The sequence below is a fragment of the Exiguobacterium sp. s141 genome, from assembly GCF_018618085.1.
GTDB lineage: Bacteria > Bacillota > Bacilli > Exiguobacteriales > Exiguobacteriaceae > Exiguobacterium > Exiguobacterium mexicanum_A.
Map to the genome: position 1 here is coordinate 92992 of NZ_JACSLJ010000004.1, position 21612 is coordinate 114603.

The 21612-nt window shown below is 51.2% G+C and carries 21 protein-coding genes, 2 tRNA genes and 1 other annotated feature; of the genes, 9 read left to right on the plus strand and 14 right to left on the minus strand.

Going from position 1 to position 21612, the window contains the following annotated elements:
• Positions 1-17 precede the first annotated feature (17 nt).
• From KNP74_RS10450 to KNP74_RS10480, 7 genes are all read right to left on the minus strand, one after another.
• On the minus strand, positions 18-1478 hold the full coding sequence (locus KNP74_RS10450; protein ID WP_214764226.1) for an MDR family MFS transporter: 1461 nt from the start codon (positions 1476-1478) through the stop codon (positions 18-20).
• A gap of 63 nt (positions 1479-1541) precedes the next feature.
• Entirely contained in the window at positions 1542-1934 is a 393-nt protein-coding gene (locus KNP74_RS10455) for an AAA family ATPase (RefSeq protein WP_371816331.1), read from the minus strand.
• Positions 1828-2307 carry a NosD domain-containing protein gene (locus tag KNP74_RS10460; RefSeq protein WP_214764227.1) on the minus strand — a complete coding sequence of 160 codons (480 nt, stop codon included), beginning with the start codon at positions 2305-2307 and terminating at the stop codon, positions 1828-1830. Before KNP74_RS10460 ends, KNP74_RS10455 begins: the two co-directional genes overlap by 107 nt.
• A gap of 328 nt (positions 2308-2635) precedes the next feature.
• Positions 2636-3931, minus strand: a complete 1296-nt coding sequence (locus KNP74_RS10465) for an ABC transporter substrate-binding protein (RefSeq protein WP_214764228.1) — start codon at positions 3929-3931, stop codon at positions 2636-2638.
• A 180-nt stretch (positions 3932-4111) separates the two neighbouring features.
• A complete protein-coding gene (gene asnA, locus KNP74_RS10470; RefSeq protein WP_021067832.1) occupies positions 4112-5095 on the minus strand; it encodes an aspartate--ammonia ligase in 984 nt (327 codons plus the stop codon).
• A 66-nt stretch (positions 5096-5161) separates the two neighbouring features.
• Positions 5162-5403, minus strand: a binding site (T-box leader).
• 106 nt (positions 5404-5509) lie between these two features.
• Entirely contained in the window at positions 5510-6415 is a 906-nt protein-coding gene (locus KNP74_RS10475) for a carbohydrate ABC transporter permease (protein ID WP_084592978.1), read from the minus strand.
• Complete coding sequence (locus tag KNP74_RS10480) at positions 6412-7317, minus strand: carbohydrate ABC transporter permease (protein WP_034781156.1); 906 nt, start codon at positions 7315-7317, stop codon at positions 6412-6414. Before KNP74_RS10480 ends, KNP74_RS10475 begins: the two co-directional genes overlap by 4 nt.
• A gap of 242 nt (positions 7318-7559) precedes the next feature.
• Here KNP74_RS10480 and KNP74_RS10485 point away from each other — a divergent pair, with 242 nt between their 5' ends.
• The 3 genes from KNP74_RS10485 (at position 7560) to KNP74_RS10495 (ending at position 13304) form a co-directional block, all read left to right on the plus strand.
• Positions 7560-9245: a formate--tetrahydrofolate ligase gene (locus tag KNP74_RS10485; RefSeq protein ID WP_214764229.1), complete on the plus strand. Its 1686-nt coding sequence runs from the start codon at positions 7560-7562 to the stop codon at positions 9243-9245.
• A gap of 19 nt (positions 9246-9264) precedes the next feature.
• Positions 9265-10194, plus strand: coding sequence for an alpha/beta fold hydrolase (locus KNP74_RS10490; RefSeq protein WP_214764231.1), 930 nt, complete (start codon positions 9265-9267; stop codon positions 10192-10194).
• 266 nt (positions 10195-10460) lie between these two features.
• On the plus strand, positions 10461-13304 hold the full coding sequence (locus tag KNP74_RS10495) for an SH3 domain-containing protein (protein WP_214764232.1): 2844 nt from the start codon (positions 10461-10463) through the stop codon (positions 13302-13304).
• A 42-nt stretch (positions 13305-13346) separates the two neighbouring features.
• On the opposite strand, the gene KNP74_RS10500 is transcribed toward KNP74_RS10495, so the two are convergent.
• Genes KNP74_RS10500 through KNP74_RS10510 form a run of 3 tightly spaced genes read right to left on the minus strand, consistent with a single transcriptional unit; the run spans position 13347 to position 14673 of the window.
• Positions 13347-13760, minus strand: a complete 414-nt coding sequence (locus KNP74_RS10500) for a hypothetical protein (RefSeq protein WP_034781164.1) — start codon at positions 13758-13760, stop codon at positions 13347-13349.
• Positions 13757-14311 (minus strand): hypothetical protein, encoded by a 555-nt coding sequence (locus tag KNP74_RS10505; protein WP_034781166.1) that lies wholly within the window; start codon positions 14309-14311, stop codon positions 13757-13759. Before KNP74_RS10505 ends, KNP74_RS10500 begins: the two co-directional genes overlap by 4 nt.
• A gap of 2 nt (positions 14312-14313) precedes the next feature.
• Entirely contained in the window at positions 14314-14673 is a 360-nt protein-coding gene (locus KNP74_RS10510; RefSeq protein ID WP_214764233.1) for a hypothetical protein, read from the minus strand.
• A gap of 128 nt (positions 14674-14801) precedes the next feature.
• Between KNP74_RS10510 and KNP74_RS10515 the strand changes: the two genes are divergently transcribed.
• The 4 genes from KNP74_RS10515 (at position 14802) to KNP74_RS10530 (ending at position 16548) form a co-directional block, all read left to right on the plus strand.
• Positions 14802-14875 (plus strand) — tRNA-Gly (locus KNP74_RS10515).
• A gap of 16 nt (positions 14876-14891) precedes the next feature.
• Positions 14892-14965: transfer RNA gene (locus KNP74_RS10520), tRNA-Gly, on the plus strand.
• Between the two features lie 180 nt (positions 14966-15145).
• Entirely contained in the window at positions 15146-15946 is an 801-nt protein-coding gene (locus KNP74_RS10525; RefSeq protein ID WP_214764234.1) for an MBL fold metallo-hydrolase, read from the plus strand.
• A 395-nt stretch (positions 15947-16341) separates the two neighbouring features.
• Entirely contained in the window at positions 16342-16548 is a 207-nt protein-coding gene (locus KNP74_RS10530) for a DUF3006 domain-containing protein (protein ID WP_016508383.1), read from the plus strand.
• A 45-nt stretch (positions 16549-16593) separates the two neighbouring features.
• Here the strand turns inward: KNP74_RS10530 and KNP74_RS10535 are convergent, their stop codons facing one another.
• Positions 16594-17145 carry a TlpA family protein disulfide reductase gene (locus KNP74_RS10535; RefSeq protein WP_214764235.1) on the minus strand — a complete coding sequence of 184 codons (552 nt, stop codon included), beginning with the start codon at positions 17143-17145 and terminating at the stop codon, positions 16594-16596.
• 74 nt (positions 17146-17219) lie between these two features.
• Between KNP74_RS10535 and KNP74_RS10540 the strand changes: the two genes are divergently transcribed.
• Complete coding sequence (locus KNP74_RS10540; RefSeq protein ID WP_251130152.1) at positions 17220-18071, plus strand: aldose 1-epimerase family protein; 852 nt, start codon at positions 17220-17222, stop codon at positions 18069-18071.
• 34 nt (positions 18072-18105) lie between these two features.
• On the opposite strand, the gene KNP74_RS10545 is transcribed toward KNP74_RS10540, so the two are convergent.
• From KNP74_RS10545 to KNP74_RS10555, 3 genes are all read right to left on the minus strand, one after another.
• On the minus strand, positions 18106-18324 hold the full coding sequence (locus KNP74_RS10545) for a PspC domain-containing protein (protein WP_034781174.1): 219 nt from the start codon (positions 18322-18324) through the stop codon (positions 18106-18108).
• Between the two features lie 27 nt (positions 18325-18351).
• Positions 18352-19056, minus strand: a complete 705-nt coding sequence (locus KNP74_RS10550) for an SDR family oxidoreductase (protein ID WP_034781176.1) — start codon at positions 19054-19056, stop codon at positions 18352-18354.
• A gap of 79 nt (positions 19057-19135) precedes the next feature.
• Positions 19136-20365, minus strand: a complete 1230-nt coding sequence (locus tag KNP74_RS10555; protein ID WP_214764236.1) for an LCP family protein — start codon at positions 20363-20365, stop codon at positions 19136-19138.
• Positions 20366-20567: 202 nt separating this feature from the next.
• On the opposite strand from KNP74_RS10555, the gene KNP74_RS10560 reads away from it, so the two are divergent.
• Positions 20568-21482 (plus strand): hypothetical protein, encoded by a 915-nt coding sequence (locus KNP74_RS10560; RefSeq protein ID WP_214764237.1) that lies wholly within the window; start codon positions 20568-20570, stop codon positions 21480-21482.
• The last annotated feature ends 130 nt before the right edge of the window (positions 21483-21612 follow it).

Here is a 21612-nt window from a genome sequence, read left to right on the forward strand (position 1 = left end):
ACCATCATACCGTGTCTTTAGTTGTCGCGTGAAGGTTCGGGTGGGTTAGCTGGTAAACGAAGCGCGATCAACAACGCGATGAACGCCGCGAGTGCCGCTCCGATGAAGACGGTATTCAATCCGGTGGCGATGAGTTGCTCGCCTTGGAGCCGGACCGTCGTGTTTAACGTCTCGGTGACGCTTCGATTAAAGAACGATTCGAGTGATACGTCGCTCAAGCCCGCCTCGTCACGGAAACCGCTGAGGACGATAAAGTTGAATACTGCACCAAACACGGCAACACCGAGCGTCTGACCGACGGTACTCAAAAATGAGTTCGCGGCCGTCGCGGTCCCGCGTTGCCGGTAAGATACGACGGTCTGCAAGACAACGATGAACATCGGCTGTGACAAGCCGAACCCGACGCCAATAATGGCGACAGCGAGGTAGACGAACAGATCTGGGCTTGATTGCGTGAGCAGCGTCAAGATGATTGTCCCGATCAACAAGAGACTCATTCCTGTCACGGCCCGACGCCGTGGCGAGGCCGCTCCAAGTGTACGGCCGCCGATAATCGACGTGAATGTCCAAGCGACCGAGAGTGGCATGAGCATGAATCCGGCTTCGGTCGCTGATTTCCCAAGGACGGCCTGTGCCCAAATCGGGATATAGGCCGACATTGACACGAGGACCCACGCCGCGAAGAAGACGGCCCCATTGATCGACGCGATGATTGGTTGTTTCAATAATTCGAGTGGCAACAACGGTGTCTTCGCCCGTCGTTCCGATAAGAAGAAACTGGTGAGCAAGATGACGCTGAAGACGGCACTGGCGACGACCGAGGCCGTCCAGACGTTCGTCTCGCTGAACGTGATCAGCCCATACAAGAACGCCGTCGTACCGAACGCAAACAACAGCGCTCCTTTGACGTCAATCCGTTCCGTCGTCTCGGTCACGGTCTCTTTATAGAACGTGACGATCATGATGAACGATAAAAGTGCGAACGGTACGTTCAATAAGAAGACGTAACGCCAAGACAACGTCTCGACCAAGAACCCGCCGATGACCGGACCGAGCACGCCCGATACGCCCCACACCGCGCTCAAAATCCCTTGAATCTTGCCGCGCTCTTCGTATTTATACAAATCGCCGATAATCGTCATCGAGATCGGTAATACCGCACCGGCGCCGAGCCCTTGAAGCGCCCGGAAGACAATCAGTTGTTCCATCGATGTGGCAAGTCCGCAAAGAAGTGAGGCGAGCGTGAACAGCCCGATTCCAAATAACAGGACACGCTTTCGGCCGAACAAATCGGCCACCTTCCCATAGATTGGTGTCGATACCGCCGTGAACAGCAAGAAGGCGGCAAACACCCAGCTCACGAGGGCAGCCCCACTCAATTCGCTCGCGATGACCGGCGTTGCGACGGAGACGACCGTCCCTTCAATCGCCGCTAAAAAAGTCGCCAACAACAGCGCGACCGTAACATTCTTTCTCATTTGTTTCATCTCCCCAATAAAATAGTGGTGCCGGAAGGTTCCGAGCACCACTTCAACTGTCTATTATTTTGTGCGAGCCGCGCCGGTTTGACAAGCCTCAACTTCCGATTCGAAAAAGAAACGTTTGATTTTAGCATAAGCCGCCGCTTCGTCCGTGACGAGGACGCGACCTGCGAGCCGACCGTCCTTGAGCATCCATACTTCATCAGCGAGCATCGCTGCCACATCAAGCTGGTGTGTCGAGCAGACGATCGTCGCACCACGCTCAGCTTCTTCCCGCAACAAGCCACCGAGCAGACGCATCCAAGTCGGATCGAGTCCGTTCGTCGGTTCATCGAGGAGCAAGATGTCAGGTTTCGTCACGAGCGCCTGCGCCAGTAGGAGACGTTGACGCATCCCTTTCGACAACTTCCCGACGGCTCGGTTTCTCAATCCATCGAGACCGACGCGCTCCAACGTTGTGCAGATTCGGGGACACAATCGAGACGTCAGTCGGGAACATAAGATGAACGCCGTATCGTGAGCTCGTGACGAGCGGCCGGGTCAACTCGTGTCCGGTCCCGTTTTCAATATAAATGCCGTCACGGACGTGGTCGACGATGGCTCCTTTGATGACGGTCGCCTCGCTATCCTCGATGGCGATTCCTTCCTCCTCACCCTTCCCTGTCACGTTCGGTCGAATCAACCTGACCCCGTAACTGTTCTCGACGGCGATCCCGGTCCCGGTCGCCTCAATCGTAACGTCGATGACTTGATGGCCGAGTCCCACGACGAGCACCGCGGATACGGTCGTCCGTTCGCACTGTTCGATCTCGACGTTCTCGAGCACGGCCCGGTCCCTTCGAGTTGAAACGCAGGATGTTCACAACTACTGAACCGCTTTCCTTCACCGTTAAACGTTTCGTTCGATTGAATCACAATCGGTTCTTTGAGCGACACCGGTTCCTCGTTCGCTTGCACAGTGATCGGTGAGAAGAACCATAACGCGAGTAACCCGCTTAGTCGTTTCATAACCCCTCCTCTTGATGAATCGCTTACAGAACATATTGCACGAAAACCCTAGGGGGGTATGTCTCATTTTTATAGGATTCATGTGACAGTTTCTTCATAAAAAAAACACAAGTGGCGAAGGGGTCATTTCGCCGCTTGTGTTGCTATCATTTCGCCTTATCGGCCCATACTTTCGTGAAGTCTTGAAGCATCTCGTCGCCTGTCTTTTGACCGCCCACGTATGCTTGCATCAGTGCGCCATACTCGTTGACCGCACCATCCGGATACTTGAACCAGTTCCACGAGATCGTCTTGCCTTCGTTTGAATAGGCCAAGATATCGTCCGCAAGTGGTCCAAGGTCGTTCGCTTCAATCGATTTGAACGCCGGGATAAATTTGAACTTGTTGACCATGTAGTCTTTACCCGTATCGGACGTCGCCATCCATTCGAGGAAATCCTTCGCTTCTTCCTTATACTCGGAGTTTTTGTTGACGACCCAGTTGTTCGGGACACCGACCGGGAGGCGGTCCATCTTTTCTTTGTCATCATTGATCGGAATTGGCACGAAGCCCATCTCGATGTCCGGATTCACGTCGAGAATCATCTGTTGCGCCCAGTTCCCTTGCTGAAGTATTGCCGTCTCACCTTGAGCGAACTGTGTGACTTGCGTGTTATAGTCCGTCGTGAGCGGGTTCTTATTGCCGTATTTGATCGTGAGGTCAAACAGTTTCAAGAATTGTTGGAACTGCTCATTGCCCTCAAATTTTTCTTTATTCTCGTTGAGTGCCTGGATGAACGCATCCGGGTCGTCTTGTTGCGCCATCGGAATGTTGAGCAAGTGAATTCCGAGAATCCAAAACTCGGCATAACCGACCGAGAACGGCGTGATGCCTGCTTTATCCAACTTCTCAGCCGCATCCGTCAACTCAGACAACGTCTTCGGCAACTCACTGATGCCCGCCTTCTCGAACAGCTCCTTGTTGTAGATGAAGCCGTATCCTTCCAAGTTCATCGGCATCCCGTACAGTTTTCCGTCCATCGTCATCGGTTCCTTGGCCACTTCCGTCAAATCTCCGACCCACTTCTCGCCTGACAAATCTTCCAATTTGTCTTTCCATGTCTGAGCTTCGGTGAACCCGCCGTTATTGAAGATGTCCGGCTCGTTGCCTGACGCGAACTGTGACTTGAGCGCAGCGCCGTAATCGGCTCCGCCGCCGACTGTTTGAACGGTCACTTTGACGCCCGTCTCTTCCTCGTATTGTTTCGCCATCGCTTCAAGATCTTTGGCGATTTCCGCTTTGAACTGGAAGACGTTCAACGTGACGTCTTGCTTGTCCCCGTTATCTGCGTTCGCATCGTTCGATCCTTCATCTTCCGTAAGCGACCCGCCGCCACAGGCCGCAAGTGTCAATACCATCCCTGCCGTCATGACGGCAGTTGATAATCTCCATTTACGTTTCATTTCGCTTCCTCCTAAGTATAGAGTCGACAATCCTTCATCATTCGGTACACCCTAACTTTAGATGAAAACGCTTCCATTATGTAGGTGTCAAAATTGACGTGTAGGGTGGAAAATGTTGCACAGAAAACCAGGACTTTCTTATTGAAAAAGAAAGTCCTGGTTTTAGTTTCTTCTATATAATTACAACAGGCTGATTCCAGCTTCTTCACATGCTGTGATCATCTCACTCGGCCAGACCGAAGATTGGACTTCACCGATGTGACGAGCACGAAGCAAATACATGGCGACACGCGATTGCCCGATGCCGCCCCCGATTGTAAGAGGGAGACGTCCTTCGAGGACCGCTTGGTGGAACGGGTACTTGCGTTTGTCTTCAGCTCCGGCTGTCACCAACTGCTCGGCAAGCGCTGTCTCGTCGACACGAATTCCCATCGATGACAGTTCGAACGCCGATTCGAGTTCCGGGTGCCAGACGAGGATATCGCCGTTGAGCGACCAGTCGTCATAGTCAGCCGCGCGACCGTCGTGCTTATCGCCCGAAGCGAGTGCGCCGCCGATTTGCGAGAGGAAGACCGCACCGTACGCTTTACAAATCGCGTGCTCACGCTCTTTTGGTGTAAGATCCGGGTAAAGGTCTTCTAACTCTTGGCTCGTCAAGAAGTGAATCGACTCTGGCAAGATCGCCTCAATCCCGTACATCGTTTCGACCGTCTGTTCCGTCTCGCGGAGTGCCGCGTAAATCGTTTCGACCGTCGCCTTCAAGTACTCCGTCGTCCGGTGTTCCCGAGCGATGACACGTTCCCAGTCCCATTGATCGACGTGGAGTGAGTGTGTCGCGTCGAGTTCTTCATCCCGACGGATGGCGCGCATCTGTGTGTACAACCCTTCACCGACTTCGAATCCGTAGCGGCCGAGCGCTTCACGTTTCCACTTCGCGAGCGACTGAACGATTTCGAGTTCATGCCCTGGATACTGCGTATCGAACTGGATGATGCGTTCGACACCGTTCAAGTGGTCGTTGACACCGCTCGCCGATGTGACGAACAGTGGGGCCTGAACTTGTGTGAGTCCGAGCGCCGTGCTGAACTTGTCTTCGAATGTCGCCTTCACTACTGTAATCGCCTGTTGTTTTTCCTTCATCTTGCTCATTGCTGTTGTTGTCATGTTTTCTTCCTCCAATTGTGGGATTTCGGGATGGAGCAATAGAAAAAAGCCCTCCAATCCCATGGACTATGGGACGGAAGGCTTCAAGCTCCGCGGTGCCACCCAAATTAGTAGACGAATCTACTCACTTTTTCGAGACGAACATCTCGTAGTTCCGATAACGGGGAACATTCCGGCTACGTCTACTTGCAAAGCGTTCGGGTAGCGACTCCAGGAGGTTCTTCGACAGAGATTTCAGTCCGGGCTCTCACCTTCCCCGGCTCGCTTTGCTTACGTCTTCTGTGTACTCGTCCTTTCAATGTCGTTCACAATTGAATTGACCCAATTATTATAAATATTCCGACAAATGTCAACAGCTTTTTTCAAAAAAAATTCTCCCCCGTGTAGCGGACGGGGGAGATCCCTTGGGAAGGGTTATTTGATCGAGCCGCTCGTAATCCCTTTGATAATATGCTTTTGCATACCGAAGAAAAAGACGAGGAGCGGAACGATCCCAAGGACTAAACCTGCGAGTGCCAAATCCCATTGTTTTGTATATTGTCCGAAGAAATAGAACGTCGCGAGCGGAATCGTCCGCAGTTCGATGTCTCGGAGGACAAGTGAAGGTAACAGAAAGTCGTTCCAAATCCAAAGGCTGTTCAAGATGACGATTGTCACCGTGATCGGTTTTAAAAGCGGGAACACGATGCGCCAAAAGACGCCCCACGTCGAGCAACCGTCAATGATGGCTGCTTCTTCGATTTCTTCCGGAATCGACTTCATAAACCCGTGATATAAGAACACGGAGATGCCTGACCCAAACCCGAGATACATGACCATCAGTCCCCAATGGCTGTTTAACAACCCGAGTACGCTCGATACTTTCACGAGCGGAATCATGATTGACTGGAACGGGATGACCATCGCCGCGACGAACAAGAAGAAGATGACCGTCGAAATCCAATGTTTCGTCCGGACGAGCTTCCAAGCCGCCATCGATGTGAACAACACGATCAGTAGGTTCGCGCCGGCCGTGATGAGGAGCGAGTTCAAGAAGACGCGTCCGTAGTTCATCGCCTCCCATGCCTCTGAATAGTTCGAGGCGAGCCAAACGTTCGGCAAGGCAGACGTATTCGTGTAAATCTCGGCGATCGATTTGAACGAGTTGACGATGACGTAATAGAACGGGACGAGGTACAAGAGCCCGAGTAAAATCGCCACCAACTCGACGAGACCGAGCCCCGCCGTATATCCGCCCGTCCGCAACGGCTTTTGCGGCAACAATTGTCGTGGTGCCTGATCGATATTCGCTTCGATGCGTTCAATTTTTTCCGTCGTCATGCCTCCACCTCCCGCTTTTTCGTCAAGTACACTTGCGTGACGGTAATCGCCGCGACGACGAGGAAGAAGATGACTGCTTTCGCCGAGCCGAGTCCGTAGTTATTATTCACAAACGATTCGGTATAGATGTTCAAAGCGAGCATCTCCGTCGATTTGAACGGCCCGCCGTTCGTCAGTGATAAGTTCGTATCGAATACTTTGAACGACCATGAGATGGTCAAGAACAGACAAATCGTGATCGACGGCATGATCATGGGGAGGGTGATATGACGAAGCATCTTCAACCGGTTTGCCCCGTCGATTTTAGCCGCTTCAAGTAAATCTGTCGGCACATTTTGGAGCGCCGCAATGTAAATGACCATGACATAGCCCCCACCTTGCCAAATGGCGACGATGACGATGCCCCAGAACGCCGTCTGAGCGTCACCTAGCCACGGCAGTTCGAACAGACTCCACCCGGTCAATGCACCGATTGATTCAAAGCCCTTCACATAGATAAACTGCCAAATGAACCCGAGAATAAGCCCGCCAATCAAGTTTGGCATGAAAAAGACGGTGCGCAGAATATTGCGCGTCTTAATATTCATCGTCAATAGTAAAGCCAATAGGAAGCCGACGATATTCGTCAGCACCACGGCCACGAGCGTATATTTCGTTGTGATCCAGAACGAAGCGCGGAACTGTTCATCTTCAAATAAAATCCGATGGTAGTTGTCCAGTCCGACCATATTCAATTGCCCCGTCACACCGTTCCAATCTGTGAAACTGTAATAAATCCCGTTGAAAAATGGAATAAGCACGATTGCCACAAATGCCAAAAAGGCCGGACCAACGAATGCGATAAAACTCGCCGGCTTCTTCCAATTTCGTCTCCGTTTGATTCGTTTCGGTGTTTCTGTCATGTTCATCGCCTCCACTATCAACTTACCTTCCTGGACCAAAAATGAAAACGGATACATTTGACGGAAAGGGTGGAATATATTGCACTCAATGGGTGAATTCTACGAAGCGATGGGTTATGATAAACTCAATGACAACACGAACGAGTCTTCCCTAACGAAAGATTAAACCTTGATTCCGGGTCGATTCACGAATGAAATGTACTAAATAGGTTATAATGTTCGAAAGTGGAGGGATTTTATACATGACGACGATTAAACCGTTATCCGACCTAACAATTGCCCAACAAGCCGAGATGCTACCTGTCAAAGAGATTGCGGAAAAACTCGGTTTACAAGAAGATGACCTCGATCTATACGGGAAATATAAAGCCAAGTTATCATTCGATGTCATCGATCGGATGGCGACTCGAGAAGACGGGAAACTCATCCTCGTCACGGCGATCAATCCGACTCCAGCCGGCGAAGGAAAGTCGACCGTGACCGTCGGACTTGGACAAGCGTTGAATCAACTCGATAAACAAGCAATCGTTTGTCTACGTGAACCATCACTCGGTCCGACGATGGGCTTAAAAGGCGGTGCGGCCGGCGGCGGTTTCAGCCAAGTGTTGCCGATGGAAGACATCAACCTTCACTTCACAGGTGACATGCATGCGATCACCGCAGCTCATAACACGATCAGCGCCATGCTCGATAATCATCTTCATCAAGGGAACGACCTCGGGATCGACGTCCGTAAAATCGTTTGGAAACGTGTCCTCGACTTGAATGACCGTGCACTTCGTCACGTGACGATCGGCCTCGGCGGCAGTGCCCACGGGGTACCGCGTGAAGACGGATTTGACATTACCGTGGCGTCTGAAATCATGGCCATCCTCTGCCTCGCCGATTCGTTGACCGACCTCGAGGCACGCATCAAGCGCATCGTCGTCGCCTACGATCAAGACAACGAACCGATCACGGCCGAACAAATCGGGGCGGCTGGTGCCGCGACACTGTTGTTGAAAGAAGCGTTCAAGCCGAACTTGGTGCAAACACTCGAACAGACGCCCGCGCTTGTTCATGGTGGTCCGTTCGCCAACATCGCTCACGGCTGCAACTCGTTGATTGCGACAAAAACTGCGCTCAAGCTCGGTGAATATGTCGTCACCGAAGCCGGATTCGGAGCCGACCTCGGTGCCGAGAAGTTCTGTCACATCAAGTCACGCATCGGTAAATTAAATCCGGACGCCGTCGTCCTCGTGGCGACAGTCCGTGCCTTGAAAATGCATGGTGGCGTCGCCAAAGACCAACTCCACGTCGAGAACGTCGGGGCCGTCGGGAACGGATTAAAACTTCTTGCCAAACATGTCGAGACGATGGGGAAACTTGGCTTGCCGACCGTCGTCGCCCTCAACCGATTCAATTCAGACACGACCGAAGAGTTGGCGGCCGTCCTCGACTGGTGTGAAGCGAACCACATTCGAGTCGCGCTCAGTGAAGTGTGGTCAAACGGAGGCCAAGGCGGACGTGCGCTCGCCGAGGCCGTCATCGAGACGATTGAGTCGAATGAGAGTGCGTTCACCCCGCTCTATGCGTTGACCGATTCGATCGAACAAAAAATCTTGACGATCGCCCGTGAAGTGTATGGGGCGGCCGACGTCACCTTCACCGCGACCGCAAAAAAACAAATGGCTCAAATCGAAGCGAACGGCTGGCAACACTTGCCGATTTGTATGGCGAAGACACCGTTCTCGCTGTCAGACGACCCGACGAAACTCGGTTACCAGCACGGGTTCACTGTGACCGTAAGAGAGTTGAAACCGTCGGTCGGCGCTGGCTTCCTCGTCGCCTTGACCGGAAACGTCTTGACGATGCCGGGTCTGCCGAAGCAACCGGCCGCCTTGAATATGGGAATCGACGAGACCGGTAAAGCGATCGGATTATTTTAAACGACACGGAGGGATACAGATGGACGTCACGGAACATACGTATGCGGACGGGTATCGGACGCATGTGCTACACATTCCCACCTCACAACCAATTGGAAATTGCTTCATCTTTCACGGTATGCTCGAGCATCACCGACGATATGTCGAATTCGCTGATTTTTTGTCAGAAATTGGTTTTAACGTATTCCTATGCGATCTCCGCGGTGCCGGTTCTTTGGCACGGGATCAGTCCACTTACGCCCACTTGTCTCCACATGAAGGATTTGATCAAATGGTTGATGACGCTATCTCACTCCTCGATCACTATCAAGACGAGTTGCCGACCGTCGTCCTCGGCCATAGTTTCGGCTCACTGCTCGCCCGTCGCCTCGGGCAACGGTTAGGTCATCGCCTGGCTGGCGTCATCGCCGTGTCTCCGCCTCCGCATTCGGGATGGATCGGGCGGGTCGGACTCTATACGATTGAAATGGCCATCCGGTTCAAAGGGAGCAACTATAACTCTCGCTTTTTCGAACGCTTACTATTTGGACGGTATAACTTGAAATTCTTACCGGCCACGACCGAGAGCGATTGGATTTCAAGTGTTCCTGAAGAAGTATCCGCCTATTTAAATGACCCGAATTGCGGCGGAATTCCGACGCTCGGTTACTTGCACGAAGTAGCGCGCGCATCGCTCGATGTGACGTCTACCGCTCGAATCCACGAACATCCGAAAACGTTACCCATCTTGTTCGTTGTCGGGGCTGACGATCCGGTCGTCCATGACGGAGAAGGACTCACGGGAATCGTTCATAAACACCAAGTTGCCGATATCGAGTTGACCGTTCTCACCTATGACAATGCCAGACATGAGATTTTGCGTGAACGACAACGACAAGACGTGTGGACCGATATCGGCGATTGGATGCATCAAACCGTACAATTCGAAAAAAGAACCTCCATTTCCTAGGAGGTTCTTTTTTCTTTCCATAATAATACATCACTTTTCTAATTCATTTACCTTTTTTGTAATTTACATTCTTCTTTCCAATTTTTAAGTACGCTATACTTAGACCGCACACTACATGAATACATACATGTTGATCTGTATTCACCGAAAGGGGTAACACATTGAAGCCAACAATCACACGATTGAGCACGGCCGTCCTCATCTCTAGCACAATGTTGAGTACGCTTGTTCCCGCTCATTCATATGCAGCAACATACGAAGGAACCGTGAATACATCTATTTTAAACGTACGTTCCGCCACTTCGACCACTTCGGACATTGTCGGGAAATTGACGCAAGGCGAGACCGTTCAAGTGTACACAACGAACGATAACTGGGCCCAAATCGAATTCGAGGGCGAAAAACGCTACGTGTCGGCGACGTATTTGACATTGAAATCAACCGTTGAAAAGACAGCGACGACAACGGCATCGGCCTACACAGCGGACGCGAACGTCAACTTGCGTTCGTCGACGTCGACTTCTGCCGTCATCCTCACGACGATCCCGAAAGACGCGACCGTGACCTATATCTCTTCGCACGGCGCGACCGGCTCGTGGATGAAAGTGACTTACGGGAAATATACAGGTTACGTTGCAGCCCGCTACTTCACACCGACGACGCCTGTCGAAACGTCTTACTATACTGTCAAGACAGCCGTGCTGTATGACTCGACAGGTTCAGGGGCGACGAAAATTGGAACGATTCCGGCAGGTGCCAAAGTGACGCACCTCGCCTCACTCGGCGCGACCGGTTCGTGGTTTAAAATCGAGTACGGCTCGACCGTCGGATACGCCCCGGCCCGGAACTTCTCGACTTCGCTCTTGACGCCGGAAGCGACGACCCCTTACTTCGCGGTCAAGAACGTCGCTCTCTATAACAGTTCCGCCTCGGGCGCGGCGAAAATCGCGACGATCCCACTCGGTGCCCAAGTCGAACAACTCGCGATGCCAGGGCTGAGCTCATCTTGGTTCAAAATCCGCTACAATGGCGTGACCGGCTATGCGGCAGCACGTAATTTCTCAAAGACAAAACCAGAAACCGTCGTGCGGACGCCTTACTATGCCGCTCGTGACCTCGTCTTGTATAAATCATCAGCTTCAGGGGCGGAACGTCTACGGACAATCCGGGCCGGTAGCAAAGTGACACAAGTGTCAGAGGCCGGACTCGCAAGTTCGTGGTTCAAGATTGAATATGATGGCGTGACCGGCTATGCCGCGGCTCGAAACTTCTCGACGACTCCGCCAGAAGTGATTGTGATCAAACCTTATTACGCGATTCGCAACGTGGCGATGTATAATTCATCGGCTTCGGGTGCGACGAAAATTGACACGATTCCATTCGGCGCGAAAATCGAGCAGATTTCGCAGAGTGGATTGTCGAGCTCATGGTTTAAAGTACGTTACGACGGGAAAACGGGCTATGCAGCTTCACGCCATTTCTCAGTCGACAAACCGGAGGTGATCGTCGTGACCGATTATTATACGACGCAACGAGTCGTCCTCTATGACCGGTCTGTTTCACCGAAAACAAAAATCGCCGTCATTCCGACGGGAACGAAAGTTCAGCAAATTTCTGAGGCTGGCTTGACGAGTTCGATGTACAAAATCAAGTACGGCTCGCTCACGGGCTATGCGACCGCCGCTTATTTCGCCGACAAGCCACCGGCTCCGGAAGAACAGTTAGAAGCTGAACGGGAAGTCGAGGTCGTCGTCGCTAACAATGGCACGTTGAACGTCCGGACGAAACCGGTAGACGGAAACGTTATCGGCACGCTCGCGAACGGCACGGTCGTCAAAGTGAAACCAATCGTCGGCAGCGACTGGGGCGTCATCTCGTATCTCGTCAACGGTTCGCTCGTGAAAGGGTACATCTCCCTCACGTATACGAAACCGTACACGCCGCCTGTTGCCGGCAGTAAAGAGATGGTGATCACAGAGACGGCTTATCCGTATACGCTCGCGACGATGGTCACGAAGCAGCGCAACGTGTTCGCCCAGTCGGACGCATATCGCGCCGCGAACGCGTATGTGCCGAAATCATACATCACTCGTGCGACAACGACTGCCACGACCGGGACAATCGCCTCGACAGAGCTATTTACAACTTCATTCCAGTACTTGAAAGCAACCGCCTCATCTTCGGCTGCCAGCTTGACTAGCCTCTCGAGCAATACGAAGCTCGAATATCTCGGCACGCAAAAGGTCGGCTCGACGACTTGGTATAAAGTAAAATCGGGTCTATTGACGGGATATGTCAGCGCCGCCAACGTTGCTGGAAACGTCAAGGTGTTGAAAGATGCCTCATTGACGGCGCACTCGTTCGGGGTGATCAACCCGGGTGAGAAGGTGACCATCACCGGTGAAATCGGTCAGTATTACACAATCAGCTACTATCGCCCGAGTGGATACAATATTCGCGTCTATGACCGGAATTGGCGTCTTGCGACGGATGAAGAAATCACACGTCAAGTTTCACCGACTTCGTTCGCGACGACGTCGCGTGAATATTTCCAATTCCTCGACTTGTCGAAGAGTGCCGATTTGACAGCGACCGTGTTGAACAAATCGCTCGTCGGCAAAGGGATTTTAGCAGGCCGTGGCCAAGCGTTCATCGACGCCTCACGTACGCACAACGTCAACGAGATTTATCTGTTGTCGCATGCGTTATTAGAGACGGGACACGGAACGTCCGCACTCGCCAACGGGACAGTCGTCTCGAGCGTCGACGGCAAAGCCGTCACGCCGAAGACCGTCTACAATATGTACGGCATCGGTGCGATTGACGGGAACGCCCATGTTAAAGGTGCTGAGCGCGCTTATAAAGAAGGTTGGTTCACACCGGAAGCCGCTATCATCGGCGGGGCCAAGTTCATCGGCGACTCGTATATCAACAACCCGAACCGGAAACAGAACACGCTCTATAAGATGCGGTTCAATCCGAGCAATCCAGGTACGTATCAATATGCCACCGATATTTCGTGGGCAACAAAACAAACGGCCAATATTTACAACATGTATCAACAGCTCGACGCTTACACGCTTTACTTCGAAGTTCCGAAATTCCAGTAAGACACAAAGAGACACGCAGCCGACGTTGGCGCGTGTCTCTTTTTATGTCCACTCGATCGAGTCGATAATCGATTCGATCTCTAACTTCTCATTCGTCACTTCATCGGCGACATACGTCAAAAACAAAAGTCGCTTCCCGTCTGTCAACGACCATACATCGAGATGCATGCCGTCTTCAATTCCGCTCGCATAGGCCGTCGTCATACCACCGGCCTCCGACGTGACGCTTGGGGCGACTTTGACGTCGATCGGGAACTCACCTAAAAACGTGTTCAATTCTTGAAGCGCGGCGTCACTCGGGGCTTGTGCTTCCTCCGCTTCATAAATGGACATTTGAAGCGTCCCTTGCGCATCTGCCTCGACAGAGTAAAAGCTGACATGGTCTTCTTCTTCGTTGTATTCAAAGTGTTCTGGGTAGTCTAGACGGATCCAACCGTCAATTTCGTATTCCTTCATGCTGTTTGCTCCTTCGTTTTCTTGAATGCCAGCCCGGTCACCATTTTCGCTTGAAGCGCATATTTGAGACGTTCCGTTACGTAAAGGCGTTGGCTGTTTCGATCTTGGGCAATCATATGCCCGAATAAATTTAGTCTCACGGTTTGCCGTGACAAAAAATAGAGCCGGTCCGGATCTAACGGTCGATATTCGCCCGAATCTTCAAGATGTTCAATCTCGAAACGGCGTAGCACGTTGAGTGCGCAGTATTGATCCGTCTTTCCGGTGCTCGTGTGCAACTCGACTCGAACGAGTTGAATATCATATGGGCATAAATTCATAAAAATCGGGCCGATTCGTTCATGGATGAGCAGGACGCCCATATCCGTCTCAATCAAATCGGGAAGTGCCTGCATGTCTTGAGAGATACTCAAGACGACGTAAGGGCGTTCAGTCGGTGCGAGCAATTCCCCTTTAAAAAAGCGGAATCGTTGGATGCCGGTCAATACACGGGCCCGCCAGGCACTCCCACGAGCTTCCGCTTCAATCCGATATAGCCTTTCTCGACTCACGACTACTCCCCCTTCATCTGTTTGAGCGACGCGACGAATCGTTCCCACTCCTGGTCGTCACAGACGACCTTACTTTCAATTCCCCATTCTTCATCGATAGTCAAACGTACTTCGTTCGTTTCGAGATGACGCGTGAGCTGTAATGCCCCGATTCGGACGAATAACGGTTCAATGATGAACTGATCGGTCGCCGGACTGACCCATTTCAAGCGCTCTGTCCGGAGAATCACATGCCAATTCGCTTCACGGCTGATCGAGAATGTCCATTGGCGCAGCTTCGTCTCATGATTGATTTGTTTGCCTTCTTTCATCATCCGAAAGCCCTCGCTCATCATCTGTAAATAGGATTTACGCTCACTCATGCCCCATCCACTCCTCTCTCCTATTATCTTAGCAAGACGACCTAGCCGCAACAACCAATGTTTTTTCAAAAAAGGGTTTGCAAAGCTAAAATCCTGTGCTATTATATTACCGTAACGTTAAGCGTTTCGCGGGTGTAGTTTAATGGTAAAACCTCAGCCTTCCAAGCTGATGACGAGAGTTCGATTCTCTTCACCCGCTCCATTTTAAAATTTCATATGCGGGTGTAGTTTAATGGTAAAACCTCAGCCTTCCAAGCTGATGACGAGAGTTCGATTCTCTTCACCCGCTCCAATTACCGACATATACGCGAGAATTTGCTCGCACACATAACCGCACGGTACACCGTGCATGAAGCAGGACGTCATTCGACGTTCTGCTTTTTTTGTTTTTCACGATAATAGCAGTCATACCGGCGACGCTTAAATGATGACGATTCGGGAAAAGGATGGAAGACAAGAAGGAGGGATTCCCGTGATTCAAGTACGTCTTCAACCGTTCACTGTTTACGAAAGTGCACTCATGCGAACGACTTCGACGTTGATTGAGACGAATGAGAGCTTAATCGTCATCGATCCGAACTGGCTGCCTGAAGAGATTGCCACCATCCGCCGAGACGTCGAACTGCGTCGAGAAGGCAAAAAGCTGTATGTCATCTATACGCACCAGCATTACGACCATATTATCGGTGCCTATGCGTTTCCCGATGCGACCGTCATCGCATCTCAGGCGTTCGTCGAGACGGATGCGCGCTCGCAGTTAGACGAGATCCAGTCGTTTTATGAGCAGTATTATATCGATCGCCCCATCGTCAAACCGGCCGTCGACATCATGATCTCCGAGGACGGGACGCTCGCACTCGGCTCTACCCCCATCACGTTTTTATTGACGCCAGGACACGAGTCGACTCATATGTCTTTAATCGTCGAACCGCTGCGGCTCCTGATTTGTGGCGACTACGGGTCCAATATCGAGCCTCCGTTCATCGAGCATGATGCCGAGGCGTATTTGAATTCCTTGCAAAAACTCCAAGCCGCCATTTATGAGTATGAGATTCGGTGGCTCGTCCCGGGCCACGGCGATTTATGCGACGATCGCAGCAAAATGATGGAGCGACTGAGCGCCGCCGAAGAATATATCCTCGCCTTGCCAGAAGAACGCGTTTGGTCTCCCCATTGGCCCGAGCACGCCTTTTTCCAACGCGTCCATGAACGAAACCGTAAGCACGTCGAACAAAAAGCGAAAGATCGCGAGTCACGGCAGCAAGATTATTGACACAAAAAAATCGCAACGTCTCCCCAAGACGTTGCGATCCCCCCTATTATGTAGACCTATTTCTTTGTGATGCGCTCTGAACGGACCGTGAACATACGGTCAATCCCATAAATGGTCACGCCGGTTAAGGCGAGCAATCCAATCATAGCTGATGAAAACATTGACCATACCCCCATTGTTCACAAATTCGTCAAAATCACCCCGTGCCTTCATTATAGAAGAAAACAAACAAAAAAGAAAGCGCTTTCTCCTAACTTTCTTCACAATTTTGTCACCTCTTTAAGTTCCCATTTGCTTGTCCAGCCTTGCGCAAATATGTGTAGCTTTTGTGGAATGTGGGAATACACTCTATAAGAATAAAGAGACAGAAAGCTGTTCGTTGAGGAGGAAGAGGCATGATTAAGTACGGCACATTGGTGCGGGTCGAAGGGAAGTATGCCGTGTTACGTTGGAACAACGGCTCGAGTTTCATCCCAAGACGATTCTTGCCATCAGAAGCACGTGTTGGCGATACAATCATTCGAGACAATCATCACTATTATCTCGAGGAAGACATGACACCGAATTTTGATGCGCTCATCAAACAACATTATAAAAAGTAGACAAAGACAGACCGGTTCACTCCCAGTCTGTCTTTGTCCGTTCATTTACTTTGTTTTGTCTCGCAACCAATCGAAATCGACCGGTCCGACTTGTTTGGCGGTGATCACACCGTCTGATCCGATGACATAGGTCGTCGGCATGGCCACAATGCGATACGTTTTTACAGCCTCGCCGTCTTCGTCTAACAGGACCGGGAAACTGAGCGGCACTTCTTCTAAAAATGCATCGACATCTCGTCGGCCGCGACGTTCGTTATTCGTGATGTTCACGCCTAGCACAGGGACGCCCGTCTCATCGCTAAATTTAATCAGTTCAGGTAGTTCTTCACGGCACGGAGGACACCACGTCGCCCAGAAGTTCACTACAACCGGCTGTCCATTGTAATCAACGAGCGATAGGCGTTCCCCTTCGACCGTCTCCAGTTCAAGGGCCGGCGCGCGTTGACCGACCTCGAGACCGCCAAGTACGCTATCGTCCGTGGCGATGCTGACCGCCGGTTCCTTCGCCTGACTATTAAACTCGTCATATCCTTTATAGCCTAAACCGGCCACGAGGCCAGCCATGATCAATCCAATCGCTAGTTTATGAAATCGCATGATTTACCCCTTGTTCTGTGTACTGTTCACTCCTAAACTTAACTTATCATATCATTCAAAGGAGAGTAACTATCTTGCAACTTTACAACGAGAAAGTTAGCGTCACACTAAAAGCACACGGTGCCGAAATGACCAGTTGGAACGTCGACGGGACGGAGCTCCTCTGGCAAGGTGACCCAACGTATTGGGGCCGGCAAGCCCCGATCCTTTTTCCGTTCGTCGGACGCCTGCTCGACGACCGTTACTTATATGACGGAATGACGTACACGATGAGCCAACACGGATTTGCGCGCGACGAACTGTTCGAGGTCGCCGAGGCAACAGACACACACGTCCGCTTTATCCTGCGCGATTCTGTCGAGACGCGTAAACACTATCCATTTTCATTCGAACTGAATGTCATCTATCGCCTCATCGGCGAAGAGTTGAGCGTGACGTATCGTGTCGTCAACCGAGATGATACCGTCCTCCCGTTCAGCATCGGCGGGCACCCGGCCTTTAATATCCCATTTGCCGGGGGGACGTTTGAAGACTATACGATTGACTTTGGGGAGACGCGAACACTCGACCGTCTATTGCTCGAAGGACCTTACTTGACGGGTGCCTATCAACCTCTCGGGGAACGCCGTTACATCCCGCTGACGCATCACTTGTTCGACCAAGATGCCCTCATCTTTGAACAAATCGAGTACGCAGCGCTTCGACATCAACCGAGCGGTCGGGCCATCGTCATGGAATCCCCTCACTTCACCCATTTCGGCATCTGGTCGCCTCCACACTCCGACGCCCCGTTCGCTTGTCTCGAACCTTGGTTCGGACACGCTGACTACAAAGGTCATCGGAAGGACATCCACCATAAAGAAGATATGCAATTGCTCGACCCTGGTGAGTCGTTCGAGGCGACTTACACGCTCTATACCGAATAAAAAACGAGCTGACCGATGCGGTCAGCTCGTTTTGTTAAAAGCGATTTTCTTGCTCCGCCTCATACTCTGACGGCGGTTTTTTCATGACGATGGCCAGGACGATATAAATCAATAGACCAGGACCCCCGAACAAAGCGAGGACGACGAAGATGATGCGCATTAACGTGACATCGACCCCGAGGTATTTCCCTAGTCCCGAACAGACACCGGCAATCATTTGATCAGACGGATCTTTATACAATTTTCGTTCCATCAGGACACCTTCTCCTCCAGATTTTCGTTAGCGTTGTGGTCGACGAAGCGTTGTTCTGCCTCCAGTCGCCACTTCCCCACGACTGTCAAAATCGAGTGCTTCATTGATTGGGGTACTGCCGGATTTCACTTCGATCCGACGGCCATACAATCCACGATTATCGAGCGAAGCGGTGATGATCGTCGCGACGTCCGTTTCAGAAATCGTCGCACCATTCGCATCACTCAAGTCTTCCGATGCCTCAATCGAGCCTTTCCCTGGCCCATCTACAATTGTCACTGGGCAAATGATCGTGTAGTTTAAACCGCTATGTTCGATATACTCATCGGCCGCGTTATTGGCAGACAAGAAGTTGAAATGTTCTTTCGGTGCCGCGTCCGGTTGATCCGCGCCGTATGCACTGAGCAAGACGACGTGACGGACACGTTCTTTTTTAGCAGCGTCAATCGCTTTCATCGCGACGTTGCGGTCCAGCAGTTCGATTTCCTTGCTTGATCCATCTGCCCCTGCCGTTGCCGCGATGATGACGGCATCTTGTCCCGAGGTCGCCTCGTGAATCCCTTTATCCAATTCTTTCTCGACGTCGACGGTGAGCACGCGCGCACCCATCTTTTCATACTCTGCCTGTAGTTCAGGATAACGAATTAAAGCGGTCACTTGATGCGATTTCGCTAAACTTTTCAATACACGTCTACCGATTTTTCCTGTTGCTCCAATGACTAAAACTTTCATTCAAATTTCCCTCCTTAAAAGAGTAGTTCATTTGATTAAATTTCCTCTTTCGGAACGGAATCAAACCCTTTTCGCGAAATTATCTCACCGTTCCCCACATCGTCAAGTCGAGGGCGTCACGAATGGCTTGAACACTCGCTTCGGTCGGTTGATAGTAATAGACGTTATCGATGTAGGCGTCTTCTCCTTCGATTTGAAGTTTATCCACCTGCGGCTGTAATACCATCGTCATTCCGATCGATGCCATCTGCAACGGATTCATTTCGAGTCCCATCTCGTCTTTCATGAAACGATACGTCGCCGGGATTTTCGTCCACCCCGTCGGACTGGCCAATTTATCGGCGACGGCCGACATGACTTCGGTTTGACGGTTCGAGCGGGCACCGTCCGTGTCTGTCTTCCGGTGACGGGCGTAGGCGAGCGCCATGTCCCCGTCCATGGCGTAAGACACTCCTTCTGTGTACTCATACGTTTGATTGAAGCCTTTCTCGCTGAACGAGTGGGTCGCTGTGACGTTGACGCCGCCGACGAGGTCAATCAATTCCATAAACGTTTCAAACGTGATCACGACTTGACCGTCGACCGAGGTTTCCGTCAGTCCTTCTACCGCCCCGACCGTACAATCCGCACCGCCATAGGCGAACGCATGGGTGATTTTATCGCCTTCTCGTTCTGGTTCGCAAGGAATCGCTGTATACGTGTCCCGCGGAATCGAGACGTTTTGAACAGTGCGTGAACGTGGTACAAATTCCATCAACTGTAAAGAGTCCGTCCGTGATCCAGATAATGATTCTCCGACGCGGGCGTCACTTCCCATCACTAAAAACGTGACAGGACGCGTTGCCATATAGCCGACTCCGATGAGGAGGAGCAACATGACAAGCAATAGCTTCCCTTTCCACTTCCGGCGGCGCGGTTTGTCTTTCGGTGCGGTCGCCTCATGTTTGACGTGAGTTCGTTCCGGTTCACGTGTTTGGCGTCTCGGTTCCCGTCGTTCTTCTCGACGTGGCTTTGATTTACGTTTCGTGCCGAACGGAAGGGTTAACTTCGCTTTCGGTTTCCGGACGTCGCGCGCTCTCTTTTTTTGTTCAGACGACTGTTCATGCGCTCGGTTTAGAAACGGATGCTCGCCTTGTGTCGTCTCTGCTTGCCGGCCCGTCTCCCATCTTTCCGGGTTCTCTTCGTTTGTTTGATGATTTATCGTTTCGTGTCGAGCTTGTTCGTTTAGCTGAGCCTCTTCACTCAACCGTTCCCGTTCGAGCTCACGCTTTCTGCGTTCGACACGTGATAAGTGTTGATCGTCATTCATATGCAATACCTCAATTATGGTTAGATTTTTCTACATTATCATCGACAAACGTTTTTCTGACAACGGTTAACGTAAAAATCCGTCTCAAGCATGAGACGGAAGGGTTGTTTTGAATCGAAAGCGGGAAAGGAATAATAATTGGTGTCTGCCCATCTGCGGACAGTTACTTTGTTCGACGTCCTCTTGAAAGGAGGGAGAGCTAATGCGTATCGGAAAGTTACGGATGTTGCTAGAACAGTACGGCGAAGCCACGCTTCGCGATGTGATTGTCGAGATGTATCGAAACATCCCTAAAACCGTGATTGAAGAGAAAGACATCGACTTTATGGTCAGCCAGTTCACACGATATAAAGAACAAAAATCGTCAGACGAACGTCATTCGCTCTCACAAACCATCGTCCTCGCTGAACGTTTTGTCGAATTGGCTTATGATCACTTATATGTAGTCCCGAACCAAGTGATGAGTGAACGTGACCAAAAAAATTGGTACATTCATGCGAAAAAAATCATTCGCGATTTAGCCTATTACGCGGATTACGAGCCCGAGGCCCGGACGATGTACGAAGAAATGTTTTTGTTGCTGTCGTCTTCAGCGGGAGAAGAACCGCTCTTCACAACGAGCGATCCTTTCCGGTTGTTAAAATTGTCTCAAACCACGATGTTATCCCAACTGATTCAGTATTATCAACTTGATGCCCCCACGACCGCCGTTTGGATCGATCGTTCCTTATACACCGCACTCCATGTCCCAAAAGATGTTGACTCGACTCGGGTCGACCTGCTCTCGACACTCCTCGATCAATCTTATAATTCGTCCGAATGGAATTTGCTCCGTGAACGTTTGACCACGTTGTGCGACCGCACATTAGCCAAAGCCCACACAGACGAGAACGCCCTTGCCGATTATCAAGCCTTAAAGATGCTTGAGCTGGAATTACTCGTGGAGCGCGGCCATTTATCAGAAGCCGAACAAAAGTTGTTCGCCGAATATATCCCTTTCTTCTCCCATCGTTCAGAACCGTTCAAAGTATATGTGAATATGCTCGAAAGTCGTGGCCACGCGAATGAAACGAAACGACTGCGACGACTCGCCAAAGAAAAACGAATCCAATTTTAATCATACAAAAAAGGGAGTCAATCGACAGCGTCGGTTGACTCCAAAACATGATATGAACGAGGGGTGTTCATCTGAAAAGGAGGGGAAGTTGGTGCAGAACTTCCTTCCTACACGTTTAGTATAAATTAGA

What these genes read in the sequence shown, in the direction of transcription:
- KNP74_RS10450 (WP_214764226.1), bottom strand. Translation starts at nt 1,478, where the DNA reads ATGAGAAAGAATGTTACGGTCGCGCTGTTGTTGGCGACTTTTTTAGCG.
- KNP74_RS10465 (WP_214764228.1), bottom strand. Translation starts at nt 3,931, where the DNA reads ATGAAACGTAAATGGAGATTATCAACTGCCGTCATGACGGCAGGGATG.
- asnA (WP_021067832.1), bottom strand. Translation starts at nt 5,095, where the DNA reads ATGACAACAACAGCAATGAGCAAGATGAAGGAAAAACAACAGGCGATT.
- KNP74_RS10475 (WP_084592978.1), bottom strand. Translation starts at nt 6,415, where the DNA reads ATGACGACGGAAAAAATTGAACGCATCGAAGCGAATATCGATCAGGCA.
- KNP74_RS10480 (WP_034781156.1), bottom strand. Translation starts at nt 7,317, where the DNA reads ATGACAGAAACACCGAAACGAATCAAACGGAGACGAAATTGGAAGAAG.
- KNP74_RS10485 (WP_214764229.1), top strand. Translation starts at nt 7,560, where the DNA reads ATGACGACGATTAAACCGTTATCCGACCTAACAATTGCCCAACAAGCC.
- KNP74_RS10490 (WP_214764231.1), top strand. Translation starts at nt 9,265, where the DNA reads ATGGACGTCACGGAACATACGTATGCGGACGGGTATCGGACGCATGTG.
- KNP74_RS10500 (WP_034781164.1), bottom strand. Translation starts at nt 13,760, where the DNA reads ATGAAGGAATACGAAATTGACGGTTGGATCCGTCTAGACTACCCAGAA.
- KNP74_RS10510 (WP_214764233.1), bottom strand. Translation starts at nt 14,673, where the DNA reads ATGAGTGAGCGTAAATCCTATTTACAGATGATGAGCGAGGGCTTTCGG.
- KNP74_RS10530 (WP_016508383.1), top strand. Translation starts at nt 16,342, where the DNA reads ATGATTAAGTACGGCACATTGGTGCGGGTCGAAGGGAAGTATGCCGTG.
- KNP74_RS10535 (WP_214764235.1), bottom strand. Translation starts at nt 17,145, where the DNA reads ATGCGATTTCATAAACTAGCGATTGGATTGATCATGGCTGGCCTCGTG.
- KNP74_RS10545 (WP_034781174.1), bottom strand. Translation starts at nt 18,324, where the DNA reads ATGGAACGAAAATTGTATAAAGATCCGTCTGATCAAATGATTGCCGGT.
- KNP74_RS10550 (WP_034781176.1), bottom strand. Translation starts at nt 19,056, where the DNA reads ATGAAAGTTTTAGTCATTGGAGCAACAGGAAAAATCGGTAGACGTGTA.
- KNP74_RS10555 (WP_214764236.1), bottom strand. Translation starts at nt 20,365, where the DNA reads ATGAATGACGATCAACACTTATCACGTGTCGAACGCAGAAAGCGTGAG.
- KNP74_RS10560 (WP_214764237.1), top strand. Translation starts at nt 20,568, where the DNA reads ATGCGTATCGGAAAGTTACGGATGTTGCTAGAACAGTACGGCGAAGCC.